This window comes from Pseudomonas sp. SH10-3B (genome assembly GCF_019891415.1).
Classification (GTDB): Bacteria; Pseudomonadota; Gammaproteobacteria; order Pseudomonadales; family Pseudomonadaceae; genus Aquipseudomonas.
The window spans coordinates 45,258-58,905 of sequence record NZ_JAFLXD010000021.1 but is presented as its reverse complement, the minus strand read 5'-3'; the positions used below and the strand labels follow the sequence as shown (position 1 = coordinate 58,905).

Here is a 13,648-nt window from a genome sequence, read left to right as displayed (position 1 = left end):
AGGCCGGGGGTTTTGCTTTGTACAGATAAAATCCCGCGCGAATCCCCTCTCCCGCAATGCCCGTCTACACTCGAAACATTCCCCGTGCCATAACGAGACCGTTATGCCCAGATTGCCGACCGTGATACTGCTGTCGCTGCTGACCTGGACCGCAACGGCTGGCGCGTTGACTCTTACCGATGATGAGCGTAGCTGGCTGGCGGACCATCAGGAGCTGCGCCTTGGGGTGGACGCCTCATGGCCACCGTTCGAATACCGTGATGAAGATGGCCGCTACTTGGGCTTGTCGGCAGATTATGTACGCCTGATCCAGGACCGTCTGGGTGTCAGGGTAAAGCTGATCGAGCCATCGAGCTGGGGCGTTGTGCTGGATATGGCGCGCAGCAATCAGCTCGACCTTGTTCCCAGTATCATGTCGACCCCGGAACGCCAGAACTACCTGGCCTTCACGCGGCCGTATATCGACTTTCCGATGGTCATCCTTGCCCACGAAGGCGGGGCACGGCCGCGCAATCTCAAGGACCTTTACGGGCTGAAGGTCGCCGTGGTGGAAAACTACGCCCCCCACGAGCTATTGCGTACCCACCACCCCGACCTCAACCTGGTGGCCCTGCCCAACGTCAGCTCCACGCTGCAAGCACTGGCCACTGGCGAAGTGGATGCCGTGGTCAGCGACCTGGCATCCAGCGTCTGGAGCCTGCGCGAACTCAAGCTTGACGGCCTGTACGTCAGCGGTGAAACGCCCTACCGCTATCAATTGGCGATGGGAGTGCCACGAGACGACAAAATGCTGGTGGGTATCCTGGATAAAGTCCTTGCCGACCTCAGCCCGACCGAGACCAACGCCATTCAGCAACACTGGGTGGGTAGGTTCACCGATAACCGCACCTTCTGGAGCGACCTGCTGATGTACGGGCTGCCCGCCGTGCTGCTGCTAAGCACGGTATTGGGCGTCGTGATTCGGATCAATCGCCGGCTGAGTTCGGAAATTTCCCGCCGCGTCGCCCTCGAACAGGAATTGCGCAGCAGCGAATACCATTATCGCGGCCTGGTGGAGAGCCTGTCCGCCATCGCCTGGGAAGCCAGCGTCAGCGATTTCACCTACAGCTACGTGTCACCCCATGCCGAGGATCTGCTCGGTTACCCGCGCGCCCATTGGCTGATTCCGGGCTTCTGGCGCAACATCATTCACCCCGCCGACCTTATCCGCACCGAAGCCTATTGCTACCGCGAAACCCGCGCCAACCGCGACCACAGTGTTGATTACCGGGTGATTACCGCCGACGGCCGTTGCCTGTGGGTACGCGATATTGTCAGCCTGATCGAACACGGCCATGAGCCCGTACTGCGCGGTTTGATGATTGATATCAGCGAGGCCAAGCGCACCGAGGAAGCCTTGCAGTTGTCCGAGCAGAAGTTTGCCTCGGTGTTCCAGCAATGCCCGGATATTTTGGTGATCGCACGGCTGGCCGACGGTTGCCTGCTGGAGGTCAACAAGGCGTTTGAGGATCAAGTGGGCCTGAAGGCCGAAGAGGTGATTGGCAAAACCGCGACGGCGCTGAATATCTGGGGCATCCCGGGCATCGGCCCGGACCTGTTGCAACGCGTGCAGACCACCAGCATCCGAAACCTGGAAATGCCTTTTCTGCGCAGCAACGGCCAATCCTTTACCGGCCTGATTTCCGCCGAACCGTTTCAACTCGACACCACTGAAGCCATCGTCGTGGTAGTGCGCGACATCACCCAGCTCAAAGAAACCCAGCAGCAACTGCAAATCTCCGAAGAGAAATTCGCCAAGGCCTTTCATGCCTCTCCCGACGGCTTGCTGTTAAGCCGACAGCGTGACGGCCTGCTGATTGAAGTGAACGATGGGTTCAGTCGCATCACCGGCTTCAACAGCGCGGCATCCCTCGACCAGTCGACCCTGGACCTGGGCATCTGGGTCGACCTCAACGAACGCAAGCACATGCTGGAATTGATGCATCGGGATGGATTTGTGCGTGACTTCATTTGCCACATACGCCGCAGCGACGGACAGATTCGGCTGTGTGAAGTCTCCAGCCGCCCACTGCCAATCGCCGGTGAAGCCTGCATGCTCACCATCGCCCGGGACATCACCGAGCGCCAACTGATGCAGGAAAAACTACAACAGGCCGCGACAGTCTTCGAGAGTACCGCCGAAGGTGTATTGATCACCGACACCCGCCAGAACATCAGCGCCGTAAACCGCGCCTTCAGCGAGATCACCGGCTACAGCGAAGCCGAAGCCCTTGGCCAGACCCCGCGCTTGCTCGCCTCCGGCTTGCATGACAGTGCCTTCTATGCCGCCATGTGGCACCAACTGACAGCCCAAGGTCATTGGCAGGGCGAGATCTCCAACCGCCGCAAGAACGGCGAGTTGTACCCCAGCTGGCTGACCATCAGCGCCGTGCGCAACCGCGACCAGTTGATCACGCACTTTGTCGCCGTGTTTGCCGACATCTCCAGTCTCAAGCTCGCCCAGGCACGCCTCGACTATCAAGCGCACCACGATCCACTAACCGGCCTGCCCAACCGCACGTTATTTGAAAGTCGGTTGCAGGCGGCCCTCAACGGTCATCAGGAAACCGGTAAACAAGGCGCGGTGCTGTTTCTCGACCTGGACCGCTTCAAACACATCAACGACAGCCTTGGCCACCCGATCGGCGACCTGCTGCTCAAAGACATCGCCGTACGCCTCAAGGAACAACTGCGTGACATCGATACCGTCGCGCGCCTGGGCGGCGATGAATTCATCATTCTGCTACCCGGCCTGCAACACGCCAGCGACGCCGAATACCTGGCCAATAAGCTGCTGGCCTGCTTCACCCCGCCGTTCCAGGCCGGCGAACACGAGTTCTTCATCAGTGCCAGCATCGGCACCAGCCTGTACCCCCAGGACGGCACCGACGTCGCTACGCTGGTCAAGAACGCCGACGCCGCGATGTACCGCTCCAAGGCCAAGGGCCGTAACCGGGTCGAAAGCTACACCCGCGACCTGACAGCCCAGGCCAATGAGCGCGTGGCCCTGGAGCACGAACTGCGGCGTGCTATCGAACGTGATGAGTTGAGCCTCTATTACCAACCAAAACTGAGCCTGGAAACGCAAGCACTGATCGGCGCCGAAGCCTTGATCCGCTGGCACCACCCCACCTTTGGCGATGTATCGCCCGAACACTTCATTGCCCTGGCCGAAGAGAACGGCATGATCCTGCAGATTGGCGACTGGGTGCTTGAGCAGGCCTGCCTGCAAATGCACGCCTGGCAGACCACCTTCGATAACTTCGGTCCGCTATCGGTCAACCTTGCCGGCGCGCAACTGCGCCACCCCGGTTTGCTGGGTCGGATCGAACAGCTGTTGCATGATTACCGCCTCGAACCCGGCTGCCTGCAACTGGAGATCACCGAAAACTTCATCATGAGCCAGGCCGAAGAAGCCCTGGAGGTGCTGCACCAGCTCAAACACCTGGGTGTACAACTGGCAATTGATGACTTCGGCACCGGCTACTCATCCCTCAGCTACCTCAAACGGTTGCCGCTGGACTTCCTGAAGATCGACCAGTCCTTCGTCCGCGGCCTGCCCGACGATCCCCACGACGCCGCCATCGTGCGCGCCATCATCGCCTTGGGCCACAGCATGCAATTCACCATCATCGCCGAGGGCGTGGAGAACCCGGCACAGCAAGCCTTCCTTGCCGCAGAAGGCTGCCAACAGATGCAGGGCTACATCGTGAGCCTGCCTCTACCGCCCGAGCTTTTTGCGGCTACCTTCCTTCGCAGGAGCATTGAGGATTTTTCGGATAGCACAGTGAAGAAACCATCGTTATAATCCGCGACCTACTGAGGGCCTATAGCTCAGTTGGTCAGAGCAGAGGACTCATAATCCTTTGGTCCACGGTTCAAGTCCGTGTGGGCCCACCAACTCCAAAGCCGCGCATTGCGCGGCTTTTGTGTGTCTGGCACAGACGTTTTGCGTGGCGGCTGCCGACAACCTTATTTCGCAAACAACTGCCCAATATCCCTGAATGCCTTGAACTCCAACGCATTGCCGCACGGGTCGAACAGGAACAAGGTCGCCTGCTCACCCACCTGTCCCTTGAACCGAATATGCGGTTCCAGCACAAACTTCGTCTGGCGCGCCTTCAAACGGTCTGCCAGGGCGTGCCAATCTTCCCAGCCCAGCACTACGCCAAAATGCGGCACGGGCACGTCGTGGCCGTCGACAGCGTTGGTATGGGCGGCTTCTTGAGAGGCGGTTTTCGGGTGTTCGTGGATCACCAACTGATGGCCGAAGAAGTTGAAGTCGACCCAGTGTTCGCTGGAGCGGCCCTCCTCCAACCCAAACACTTCGCCGTAGAAGTGGCGTGCAGCGGCGAGATCGAATACCGGAATTGCCAGGTGAAAGGGTGCGAGTGTCATCAGTTCAAACCTCTGTGGGCGTCAGTTGCCCCGAGTTTAGTTCAACCGCGCCGGCCGCCAGACCACGCTGAATGCTGCCTGCTGGCCGATCCATGCCTGTAACATGCGTTCCCATTGCCGCCCGTCACGGAGCCTAACGTGCCTGTTCTAGATGAAATCGATCGCCAACTGATCGCCGCCCTGCAGATCAATGCCCGCGAAAGCGTGGCCATGCTTGCCCGGCAACTGGGCATCGCGCGCACCACGGTGACGTCGCGCCTGGCACGCCTGGAGAAAACCCAGGTGATCACCGGTTATGGTGTGCGCCTTGGCCAACGAGTGGTGGACGGTGGTTTGCAAGCCTATGTGGGAATCACCGTGCAACCGCGCTCGGGCAAAGAAGTGCTGCGCAGGCTGAGCGCCATGGCCCAGGTTCAGCAACTGTGCGCAGTGAGCGGTGAGTTCGATTACGTGGCCTGGTTGCGCACCGACTCGCCGGAGCAGCTCGATCAATTGCTAGACCAGATCGGCAGCGTAGACGGCGTTGAAAAGACCACCACTTCGATCATCCTCAGTAACAAACTGGATCGTGCACAACCAATCTGACCACCAATCTCGTCACTATGACTAAAAACAATTCATTACGACGGCACTTTGCGTCTTATTAACGAGCGCAACGCTGCCTAAACTGGCTGCCATCTTTTCCTATACTCAACGGGTCGCTTCCCGCCGAGTCGCCAGCAAGGGCCAGCCATGAGCATTCCGTCCAGCACCATCAGCAAGACCAATCGCCACCCTGCAGACGGTAAAAAGCCCATCACCATCTTCGGCCCGGATTTTCCGTTCGCCTTTGATGACTGGATCGAACACCCAGCCGGACTCGGCAGCATCCCCGCCGCCAACCATGGCGCCGAAGTGGCCATCGTCGGCGCCGGTATCGCCGGGCTGGTCGCCGCCTACGAGCTGATGAAACTGGGCCTCAAACCCGTAGTGTATGAGGCCTCGAAGATGGGCGGCCGTTTGCGCTCCCAGGCGTTCGAAGGAGCCGAAGGCATCATCGCCGAGCTGGGCGGCATGCGCTTTCCGGTGTCATCCACCGCGTTCTATCACTACGTCGACAAGCTGGGCCTGGAAACCAAACCCTTCCCGAACCCACTGACGCCGGCCTCCGGCAGTACGGTGATCGATCTGGAAGGCCAGACCCACTACGCACAAAAGCTGTCCGATTTGCCTGCGCTGTTCCAGGAAGTGGCTGACGCCTGGGCCGATGCCCTGGAAGCCGGCTCGCAATTCGGCGACATCCAGCAAGCCATCCGCGACCGCGATGTACCGCGCCTCAAGGCGCTGTGGAACACGCTGGTGCCCTTGTGGGACGACCGCACTTTCTACGACTTCGTGGCCACCTCCAAGGCCTTCGCCAAGTTGTCGTTCCACCACCGTGAAGTGTTTGGCCAGGTGGGTTTCGGCACCGGCGGCTGGGACTCGGACTTCCCCAACTCCATGCTGGAAATTTTCCGCGTGGTCATGACCAATTGCGACGACCACCAACACCTGGTCGTCGGTGGCGTGGCCCAGGTGCCGATGGGCATCTGGCGCCATGTGCCGGAGCGTTGCGCCCATTGGCCCGCCGGTACCAGCCTGAGCTCGCTGCACCGCGGTGCACCACGGGCCGGGGTCAAGCGCATCGCCCATGCGGCCGATGGCCGTTTCGCGGTGACCGACAACTACGGCGATACCCGCGAATACGCGGCCGTGCTCACCACCTGCCAAAGCTGGCTGCTGACCACCCAGATCGAGTGCGATGAAACCCTGTTCTCGCAAAAGATGTGGATGGCGCTGGACCGCACGCGCTACATGCAATCGTCGAAGACCTTCGTGATGGTCGACCGCCCGTTCTGGAAAGACAAAGACCCGGAAACCGGCCGCGACCTGATGAGCATGACCCTCACCGATCGCCTCACGCGCGGCACTTACCTTTTCGACAACGGCGACGACAAGCCAGGGGTGATCTGCCTGTCGTACTCGTGGATGAGCGACGCGCTGAAAATGCTCCCGCAACCCATCGACAAACGGGTGAAACTGGCCCTGGACGCCTTGAACAAGATCTACCCGAAAGTCGACATCAAGGCGCGCATCATCGGCGACCCGATCACCGTGTCCTGGGAAGCCGACCCGCACTTTCTCGGAGCCTTCAAAGGTGCGCTTCCGGGTCATTACCGCTACAACCAGCGTATGTATGCGCACTTCATGCAGAAGGACATGCCCGCCGAACAACGTGGGATTTTTATCGCCGGTGACGACGTGTCCTGGACGCCCGCCTGGGTTGAAGGCGCAGTACAAACCTCACTGAACGCGGTGTGGGGCATCATGACCCACTTCGGTGGCAGCACTCACCCCGAGAACCCGGGGCCGGGTGATGTATTTGATGAAATCGGGCCGATTGCCCTGGCCGATTAAGGAGTTACGCCATGCGTGTCGCCCTGTACCAATGCCCGCCGCTACCGCTGGATGTAGCCGGGAACCTCAAGCGCCTGCACCAGCTCGCGCATGAAGCGACCGATGCCGATGTGCTGGTGCTGCCGGAGATGTTCCTCACCGGTTACAACATCGGTGCCGAAGCCGTGGGGGCCTTGGCCGAGACTCAAGATGGGGAGTCTGCGCAAGCCATCGCCGAAATCGCGCAAAACGCCGGGCTGGCGATTCTGTACGGCTACCCGGAGCGCGCCGACGATGGGCAGGTCTACAACGCCGTACAACTGATCGACAGCCACGGCCAGCGCCTGTGCAACTACCGCAAGACCCATCTGTTCGGCGATCTGGACCACTCGATGTTCAGTGCCGGCGAAGATGATTTCCCGCTGGTGGAGCTCAACGGATGGAAGCTGGGGTTCTTGATCTGCTATGACCTCGAGTTCCCGGAGAACACCCGACGCCTGGCCTTGGCCGGCGCCGAGCTGATCCTGGTGCCCACCGCCAACATGGTGCCGTTCGACTTTGTCGCCGATGTCACCGTGCGGGCGCGAGCCTTCGAGAACCAGTGCTATGTGGCCTACGCCAATTACTGCGGGCACGAAGGCGATATCCAGTACTGCGGACAAAGCAGCATCGCCGCACCGGATGGCCAGAGAATCGCCCAGGCCGGCCTGGATGAAGCCTTGATCGTCGGCACACTGGAGCGCCAGTCGCTCCTCGACGCGCGCGCCGCCAATCACTACCTGCAAGACCGGCGCCCAGAGTTGTACGGCACGCTGTACAAGCCCTGAACTGGCGGGTTTGCTAGCATAGGCGCTTCCTACGTTTCGGAAGTGCCCATGCCTGCGCCGGCCCACCCTCACCACACACACCTGACCCTCGCCAATGGCCTGCGGATTTCCCTGCGCCACGCGCCTCGCTTGAAGCGCTGTGCGGCTGTTCTACGGGTGGCGGCGGGCAGCCACGACGTACCGCTCGCCTGGCCGGGCCTGGCGCACTTTCTGGAACATCTGTTGTTTCTGGGCACTGAGCGATTTCCTGCGGGCGAAGGGCTGATGGCCTACGTGCAGCGCCACGGTGGCCAGATCAACGCCAGTACCCGTGAACGCACCACCGACTTCTTCTTCGAACTGCCGGTGTTGACCTTTGCCGCCGGATTGGAGCGCCTGGCGGACATGCTGGCTCATCCGCGCCTGGACCTGGAAGATCAATTGCGCGAGCGCGAAGTGCTGCACGCCGAGTACATCGCCTGGTCCCAGGATGCCCAGGCACAGCAGCAAGTAGCGGTGCTGGCCGGCCTGGCAGCCGATCATCCGCTGCGCGGTTTTCACGCCGGCAACCGTGACAGCCTGCCGGTGGAGCGTGAGGCATTTCAACAAGCACTGCGGGAATTCCACGCGCATTTCTATCAAAGCGGGCAGATGACCTTGAGCCTCGCCGGCCCACAATCGCTGGAAGAGCTGGAAGGCCTGGCGCAGCAGTTCGGCGCGCAACTGATCCCAGGCCACTGGTATCCGCAGGCATCACCACCGGCCTTGATGCAAGGCCAGGTTCGGCGTTATCAACACATCGACAGCGGCCACCTGCACCAGGTCATGATCTGTGACGCGCCCCGTGAAGCCCTGGACTTCCTCTGCACCTGGCTCAATGCCAGTGCCCCGGGCGGGCTGCTCGCCGAGTTGAAAACCCGACACTTGGCCAGCGCCCTGCGGGGGTCAGTGCTGTACCACTTTGCGGGGCAAGCCGTCTTGGATATCGACTTTACGCTCGATGCCGCAGACGAACCGGCGACACACATTGAGGCGCTGCTGCACGACTGGTTGAGCTTTTTCGCACACAGCGAGTGGACGCCACTGCGCGAAGAATTCGCCCTGCTGAACGCCCGCCAACAACAGACCCAGGGCGCCCTGGCATTGGCCCGAAACGACAGCGAAGACCTCAGTGAACAGGGCGTCGCTGCGCTCAAGGCCCTGCTTGATTCACTGCACTTGCCGCCCGCCGAACAGCGTTGGCAACTGCCGCCGAACAACCCATTCCTGCGCCCACCGATCAAAGAAGAACGCGCCGGCCTGATTCGCGGCCAAACCAGCGCTCACCGAGGCTTGCGCACGTTTGCCCAGGATCGTTCACGGGGGCGAAGGGACGTAGCGGCGCTGACGTTCAGCCAAGCCTTGGCGGATGACAGCGACGAGGGCGCGCTGTACGTGCAGTGGCGCTTCGACGCGCCCGTGCCTGCCGCGCTGGAAAGCACCTTGCAGCCATTGCGTGAGGACGCACGCCAGGCGGGCGTCGAATTATCTGTCGAATCCACGGGTAATGACTGGCTGGTAAAAATGATCGGGCTTCACGAGCCCATGCCAGCCGTGCTGGAGGCGTTGGCGCAGCGCCTGAACTTGCCGCCGGAGGCGGCGTCGGCACCAACGCCCATGATCGCCATTCGAGCACTGCTCAAGGCACTCCCCACGTGCTGCACCACTGGCACTGTCGACTCCCGCGCGCAACCTGCATCCTGGGCCACTGCACGCTGGCACGGCCTGGGACTGGGGCTGCCCGCCGCGTGTGAGGCGCTGATAAAGACCGCTGCCGCCCGCCTGCCCGGACAACCTGCACACAGCGAGCAGCGTCTTCAAAACATCAGCGCAAACCGTGTGTGGCACGAGGTTAATACCGACTCAAGCGAAGCCGCCGTGCTGCTGTTTTGCCCGGCCCCCAGCCAATCCCTGGCCGATGAAGCGTCCTGGCGATTGCTTGGGCACGTGCTTCAAGGGCCGTTCTACCAACGCCTGAGGGTCGAGCTGCAATTGGGTTACGCCGTCTTCAGCGGAGTCCGGCAGATCAACGGACAAACCGGCCTGCTGTTTGGTGTGCAGTCGCCCAGCCTCTCCCGTGACGACATCGTTGATCACCTGCTGGCCTTCATGGCGCAACTACCTGCGCTGATCAGCGGTCGCGAAGACCTCGGCAATCTGGCCCTGGCGCAGCAATTCTCAGCCCAGGCGCTACCCATATCCCAAGCCGCCGAACTGCTTTGGCAGGCGGGCTTGGCCGGTCATTCGTCGGGTTACCTGGAACAGCTCCAGCAGCTGATCCAGCGCCTCACCCATGAGGACGTGCAGCGCGCTGCACAGCAACTGAACGACGCTGCAGGCGGCTGGCGCTGTGTCGCCAATGGCCCGCGCATCTCGGCTACCTGGCACCCGGCTGGCTGATCATTGCTAACCCTGCAACAGGCTTTTTCCACCAAGACAGCGCTAACTTGAAAAGAATTGAGTAACATTCCTACGCACACATCTGAACATCTCCGACTGGAGGTGGACTATATGTATTACTTGGTAGTAAACGTCCCATCCCTTCGTAGGAGTAAGAATATGACTTGGTCCAAACCTGCTTACACTGATCTGCGCATCGGCTTCGAAGTCACCATGTACTTCGCCAGCCGTTAATCCGCTGGGTAATACAACGCCTCGGTTCGCCCGGGGCGTTTTTGTTTTGAGCTTTGCTTGATGGAGCGGCCATGTTTGTCCAGATTCTAGGTTCCGCCGCCGGCGGTGGCTTCCCGCAGTGGAACTGCAACTGCGTGAACTGCGCAGGTTTTCGTGACGGCAGCCTGCGGGCGCAGGCGCGCACCCAGTCGTCCATCGCCATTTCCGACGACGGCGTGAATTGGGTACTGTGCAATGCCTCGCCGGATATCCGCGCACAACTCCAGGGTTTTGCACCGATGCAGCCCGGCCGCGCACTGCGCGACACCGGCATCAGCGCCATCATCCTGATGGACAGCCAGATCGACCACACCACCGGCTTGCTGAGCCTGCGCGAAGGTTGTCCGCATCAAGTGTGGTGCACCGACATGGTCCATGAAGATCTGAGCACCGGCTTCCCGCTGTTCACCATGCTCACCCACTGGAACAGCGGCCTGGCCTGGAACCGCATCGAGCTGGATACCAGCTTCACCATCCCGGCCTGCCCCAACCTGCGCTTCACCCCGTTGCCCCTGCGCAGCGCCGCCCCACCGTACTCGCCGCACCGCTTCGACCCGCACCCAGGCGACAACATCGGCCTGATCGTCGAAGACCTGCGCACCGGCGGCAAACTGTTCTACGCCCCTGGCCTGGGCAAGGTCGACGCGCCGTTGCTGGAGATCATGGCCGGCAGCGATTGCCTGCTGGTGGACGGCACGATGTGGGACGACGACGAAATGCAGCGCCGTGGCGTCGGCACCCGTACCGGACGCGAGATGGGCCACCTGGCGCAGAACGGCCCCGGCGGCATGCTCGAAGTGCTGGAACAGTTGCCCAAGCAGCGCAAGGTGCTTATCCACATCAACAACACCAACCCGATCCTCGATGAAGACTCCCCCGAGCGGGCCGAGTTGGTGCGGCGCAATGTCGAAGTGGCATACGACGGCATGAGCATTGAATTGTAGGAGCAACCGAAATGACTGACACACCGTTGACGCCCGCTGAATTCGAAGCAGCCCTTAAGGCCAAGGGCGCCTTCTACCATATCCATCACCCGTACCATGTGGCGATGTATGAAGGCCGTGCCACCCGCGAGCAGATCCAGGGCTGGGTCGCCAACCGGTTCTACTATCAGGTGAATATCCCGCTGAAAGACGCGGCGATCCTGGCCAACTGCCCGGACCGCGAGATCCGCCGCGAGTGGATCCAGCGCCTGCTCGACCACGATGGCGCACCCGGTGAAGACGGCGGTATCGAAGCCTGGCTGCGGTTGGGCCAAGCGGTCGGCCTCGACCCCGACCAGCTGCGTTCCCAGGAACTGGTGCTGCCCGGCGTGCGCTTTGCGGTAGACGCCTACGTCAACTTTGCGCGCCGCGCCAGTTGGCAGGAAGCCGCCAGCAGCTCGCTCACCGAGCTGTTCGCGCCGCAGATCCACCAGTCGCGCCTCGACAGCTGGCCGCAGCACTACCCTTGGATCGACCCTACCGGCTACGAGTATTTCCGCACCCGCCTGGGCCAGGCTCGGCGCGATGTAGAACATGGGCTGGCAATCACCTTGCAGCACTACACCACTCGTGAGGGCCAGGAGCGCATGCTGGAAATTCTCCAGTTCAAACTCGATATCCTGTGGAGCATGCTGGATGCCATGAGCATGGCCTACGAACTGAAACGCCCGCCGTATCACAGCGTGACCGAGCAGCGGGTCTGGCATAAAGGGATCACCCTATGAGCTTTGATCGCAGCAGAAAACCGACCTGGCGCCAGGGCTACCGCTACCAGTACGAACCCGCGCAAAAAGGCCACGTGTTGCTCTACCCCGAAGGCATGATCAAGCTCAACGACAGCGCCGCGCTGATTGGTGGCTTGATTGACGGTGAGCGCGACGTGGCGGCGATCATCGCTGAGCTGGATAAGCAATTCCCCGGCGTGCCTGAGCTGGCGGAAGACATCGAGCAATTCATGGAGGTCGCCCGTGCTGAGCACTGGATCACCCTTGCCTGAAAAACCGGCCATCGGCCTGCCGCTGTGGTTGCTCGCCGAGCTGACCTACCGCTGCCCGTTGCAATGCCCGTATTGCTCCAACCCGCTGGACTTTGCCGAGCAGGGCAAGGAGCTGAGCACCGAGCAGTGGATCAAGGTATTTCGCGAGGCCCGTGAGATGGGCGCCGCGCAATTGGGTTTTTCCGGCGGTGAGCCGCTGGTGCGCCAGGACCTCGCCGAGCTGATCGCCGAGGCGCGCAAGCTGGGGTTCTACACCAACCTGATCACCTCGGGTATCGGCCTGACCGAGCAGAAGATCAGCGACTTCAAGAAAGCCGGCCTGGACCATATCCAGATCAGCTTCCAGGCCAGTGACGAACAGGTGAATAACCTGCTGGCCGGGTCGAAAAAAGCCTTCGCGCAAAAGCTGGAGATGGCCCGCGCAGTGAAGGCGCACGGCTACCCGATGGTGCTGAACTTCGTCACCCATCGGCACAATATCGACAAGATCGACCGCATCATTGAGTTGTGCATCGCACTGGAAGCGGACTTTGTCGAGCTCGCCACCTGCCAGTTCTATGGCTGGGCGCAGCTCAACCGTGTGGGGTTGTTGCCGACCCAGGAACAACTGGTACGCGCCGAACGCATCACCAACGAATACCGCGCCAAGCTCGAAGCCGAAGGCCACCCGTGCAAGCTGATATTCGTCACGCCGGATTACTACGAGGAACGCCCGAAAGCCTGCATGAATGGCTGGGGCAGTATTTTTCTGACAGTCACACCAGACGGCACCGCCCTGCCCTGCCACGGTGCCCGACAGATGCCGGTGCAGTTTCCCAATGTGCGCGATCACAGCATGCAGCACATCTGGTACGACTCGTTTGGCTTCAATCGCTTTCGCGGCTACGACTGGATGCCCGAGCCGTGTCGTTCATGCGATGAAAAGGAGAAGGACTTCGGCGGCTGCCGTTGCCAGGCGTTCATGCTCACGGGGGATGCAAGCAATGCCGACCCGGTGTGCAGCAAGTCCGAGCAGCACGGCATCATCCTCAAGGCGCGGGAAGAGGCCGAACATGCCACCCAGACCATCGAGCAGCTGGCCTTTCGCAATGAGCGCAACTCACGACTCATCGCAAAAGGCTGACGGGCTCAGCGCTTGGCGATGATGTACACCGCGTGAATGATGCCCGGGAAGTAACCGCACAGGGTCAGCAGAATATTCAGCCAGAACGCGCCGGCGAAACCCACTTGCAGGAACACACCCAGTGGCGGCAGCAGAATGGCGATGATGATACGAATGATGTCCATGGGTCAGCTCC

The 13,648-nt window shown here is 61.1% G+C and carries 12 protein-coding genes and 1 tRNA gene; 11 read left to right on the top strand and 2 right to left on the bottom strand.

Annotation, left to right across the window (positions count from 1 at the left end):
* Positions 1-103 precede the first annotated feature (103 nt).
* Entirely contained in the window at positions 104-3,847 is a 3,744-nt protein-coding gene (locus J1G35_RS17000) for an EAL domain-containing protein (RefSeq protein WP_053131120.1), read from the top strand.
* A gap of 15 nt (positions 3,848-3,862) precedes the next feature.
* A tRNA-Ile gene (locus J1G35_RS16995) sits at positions 3,863-3,939 on the top strand.
* A gap of 72 nt (positions 3,940-4,011) precedes the next feature.
* On the opposite strand, the gene J1G35_RS16990 is transcribed toward J1G35_RS16995, so the two are convergent.
* Entirely contained in the window at positions 4,012-4,437 is a 426-nt protein-coding gene (locus tag J1G35_RS16990) for a VOC family protein (RefSeq protein WP_053131093.1), read from the bottom strand.
* Between the two features lie 138 nt (positions 4,438-4,575).
* Here J1G35_RS16990 and J1G35_RS16985 point away from each other — a divergent pair, with 138 nt between their 5' ends.
* The 9 genes from J1G35_RS16985 (at position 4,576) to pqqE (ending at position 13,473) form a co-directional block, all read left to right on the top strand.
* Positions 4,576-5,022 (top strand): Lrp/AsnC family transcriptional regulator, encoded by a 447-nt coding sequence (locus J1G35_RS16985; RefSeq protein ID WP_053131091.1) that lies wholly within the window; start codon positions 4,576-4,578, stop codon positions 5,020-5,022.
* Positions 5,023-5,190: 168 nt separating this feature from the next.
* Positions 5,191-6,873: an NAD(P)/FAD-dependent oxidoreductase gene (locus J1G35_RS16980; RefSeq protein ID WP_223015529.1), complete on the top strand. Its 1,683-nt coding sequence runs from the start codon at positions 5,191-5,193 to the stop codon at positions 6,871-6,873.
* 11 nt (positions 6,874-6,884) lie between these two features.
* Entirely contained in the window at positions 6,885-7,679 is a 795-nt protein-coding gene (locus J1G35_RS16975; protein ID WP_223015509.1) for a carbon-nitrogen hydrolase family protein, read from the top strand.
* 48 nt (positions 7,680-7,727) lie between these two features.
* Positions 7,728-10,097 (top strand): pyrroloquinoline quinone biosynthesis protein PqqF, encoded by a 2,370-nt coding sequence (gene pqqF / locus J1G35_RS16970; RefSeq protein ID WP_223015508.1) that lies wholly within the window; start codon positions 7,728-7,730, stop codon positions 10,095-10,097.
* A 159-nt stretch (positions 10,098-10,256) separates the two neighbouring features.
* A complete protein-coding gene (gene pqqA, locus J1G35_RS16965) occupies positions 10,257-10,331 on the top strand; it encodes a pyrroloquinoline quinone precursor peptide PqqA (protein WP_003194766.1) in 75 nt (24 codons plus the stop codon).
* A gap of 71 nt (positions 10,332-10,402) precedes the next feature.
* A complete protein-coding gene (gene pqqB, locus J1G35_RS16960) occupies positions 10,403-11,314 on the top strand; it encodes a pyrroloquinoline quinone biosynthesis protein PqqB (protein ID WP_053131082.1) in 912 nt (303 codons plus the stop codon).
* Between the two features lie 11 nt (positions 11,315-11,325).
* On the top strand, positions 11,326-12,078 hold the full coding sequence (gene pqqC / locus J1G35_RS16955) for a pyrroloquinoline-quinone synthase PqqC (protein ID WP_053131079.1): 753 nt from the start codon (positions 11,326-11,328) through the stop codon (positions 12,076-12,078).
* Entirely contained in the window at positions 12,075-12,350 is a 276-nt protein-coding gene (gene pqqD / locus J1G35_RS16950) for a pyrroloquinoline quinone biosynthesis peptide chaperone PqqD (RefSeq protein ID WP_131699110.1), read from the top strand. The genes pqqC and pqqD overlap by 4 nt, the downstream gene beginning before the upstream one ends.
* Complete coding sequence (pqqE, locus tag J1G35_RS16945) at positions 12,322-13,473, top strand: pyrroloquinoline quinone biosynthesis protein PqqE (protein ID WP_167361101.1); 1,152 nt, start codon at positions 12,322-12,324, stop codon at positions 13,471-13,473. The genes pqqD and pqqE overlap by 29 nt, the downstream gene beginning before the upstream one ends.
* Positions 13,474-13,478: 5 nt before the next feature.
* Here the strand turns inward: pqqE and J1G35_RS16940 are convergent, their stop codons facing one another.
* Positions 13,479-13,637 (bottom strand): YqaE/Pmp3 family membrane protein, encoded by a 159-nt coding sequence (locus J1G35_RS16940; RefSeq protein WP_010207008.1) that lies wholly within the window; start codon positions 13,635-13,637, stop codon positions 13,479-13,481.
* Positions 13,638-13,648 lie beyond the last annotated feature (11 nt).

What these genes read in the sequence shown, in the direction of transcription:
- J1G35_RS17000 (WP_053131120.1), top strand. Translation starts at nt 104, where the DNA reads ATGCCCAGATTGCCGACCGTGATACTGCTGTCGCTGCTGACCTGGACC.
- J1G35_RS16990 (WP_053131093.1), bottom strand. Translation starts at nt 4,437, where the DNA reads ATGACACTCGCACCCTTTCACCTGGCAATTCCGGTATTCGATCTCGCC.
- J1G35_RS16975 (WP_223015509.1), top strand. Translation starts at nt 6,885, where the DNA reads ATGCGTGTCGCCCTGTACCAATGCCCGCCGCTACCGCTGGATGTAGCC.
- pqqF (WP_223015508.1), top strand. Translation starts at nt 7,728, where the DNA reads ATGCCTGCGCCGGCCCACCCTCACCACACACACCTGACCCTCGCCAAT.
- pqqB (WP_053131082.1), top strand. Translation starts at nt 10,403, where the DNA reads ATGTTTGTCCAGATTCTAGGTTCCGCCGCCGGCGGTGGCTTCCCGCAG.
- pqqC (WP_053131079.1), top strand. Translation starts at nt 11,326, where the DNA reads ATGACTGACACACCGTTGACGCCCGCTGAATTCGAAGCAGCCCTTAAG.
- pqqD (WP_131699110.1), top strand. Translation starts at nt 12,075, where the DNA reads ATGAGCTTTGATCGCAGCAGAAAACCGACCTGGCGCCAGGGCTACCGC.
- J1G35_RS16940 (WP_010207008.1), bottom strand. Translation starts at nt 13,637, where the DNA reads ATGGACATCATTCGTATCATCATCGCCATTCTGCTGCCGCCACTGGGT.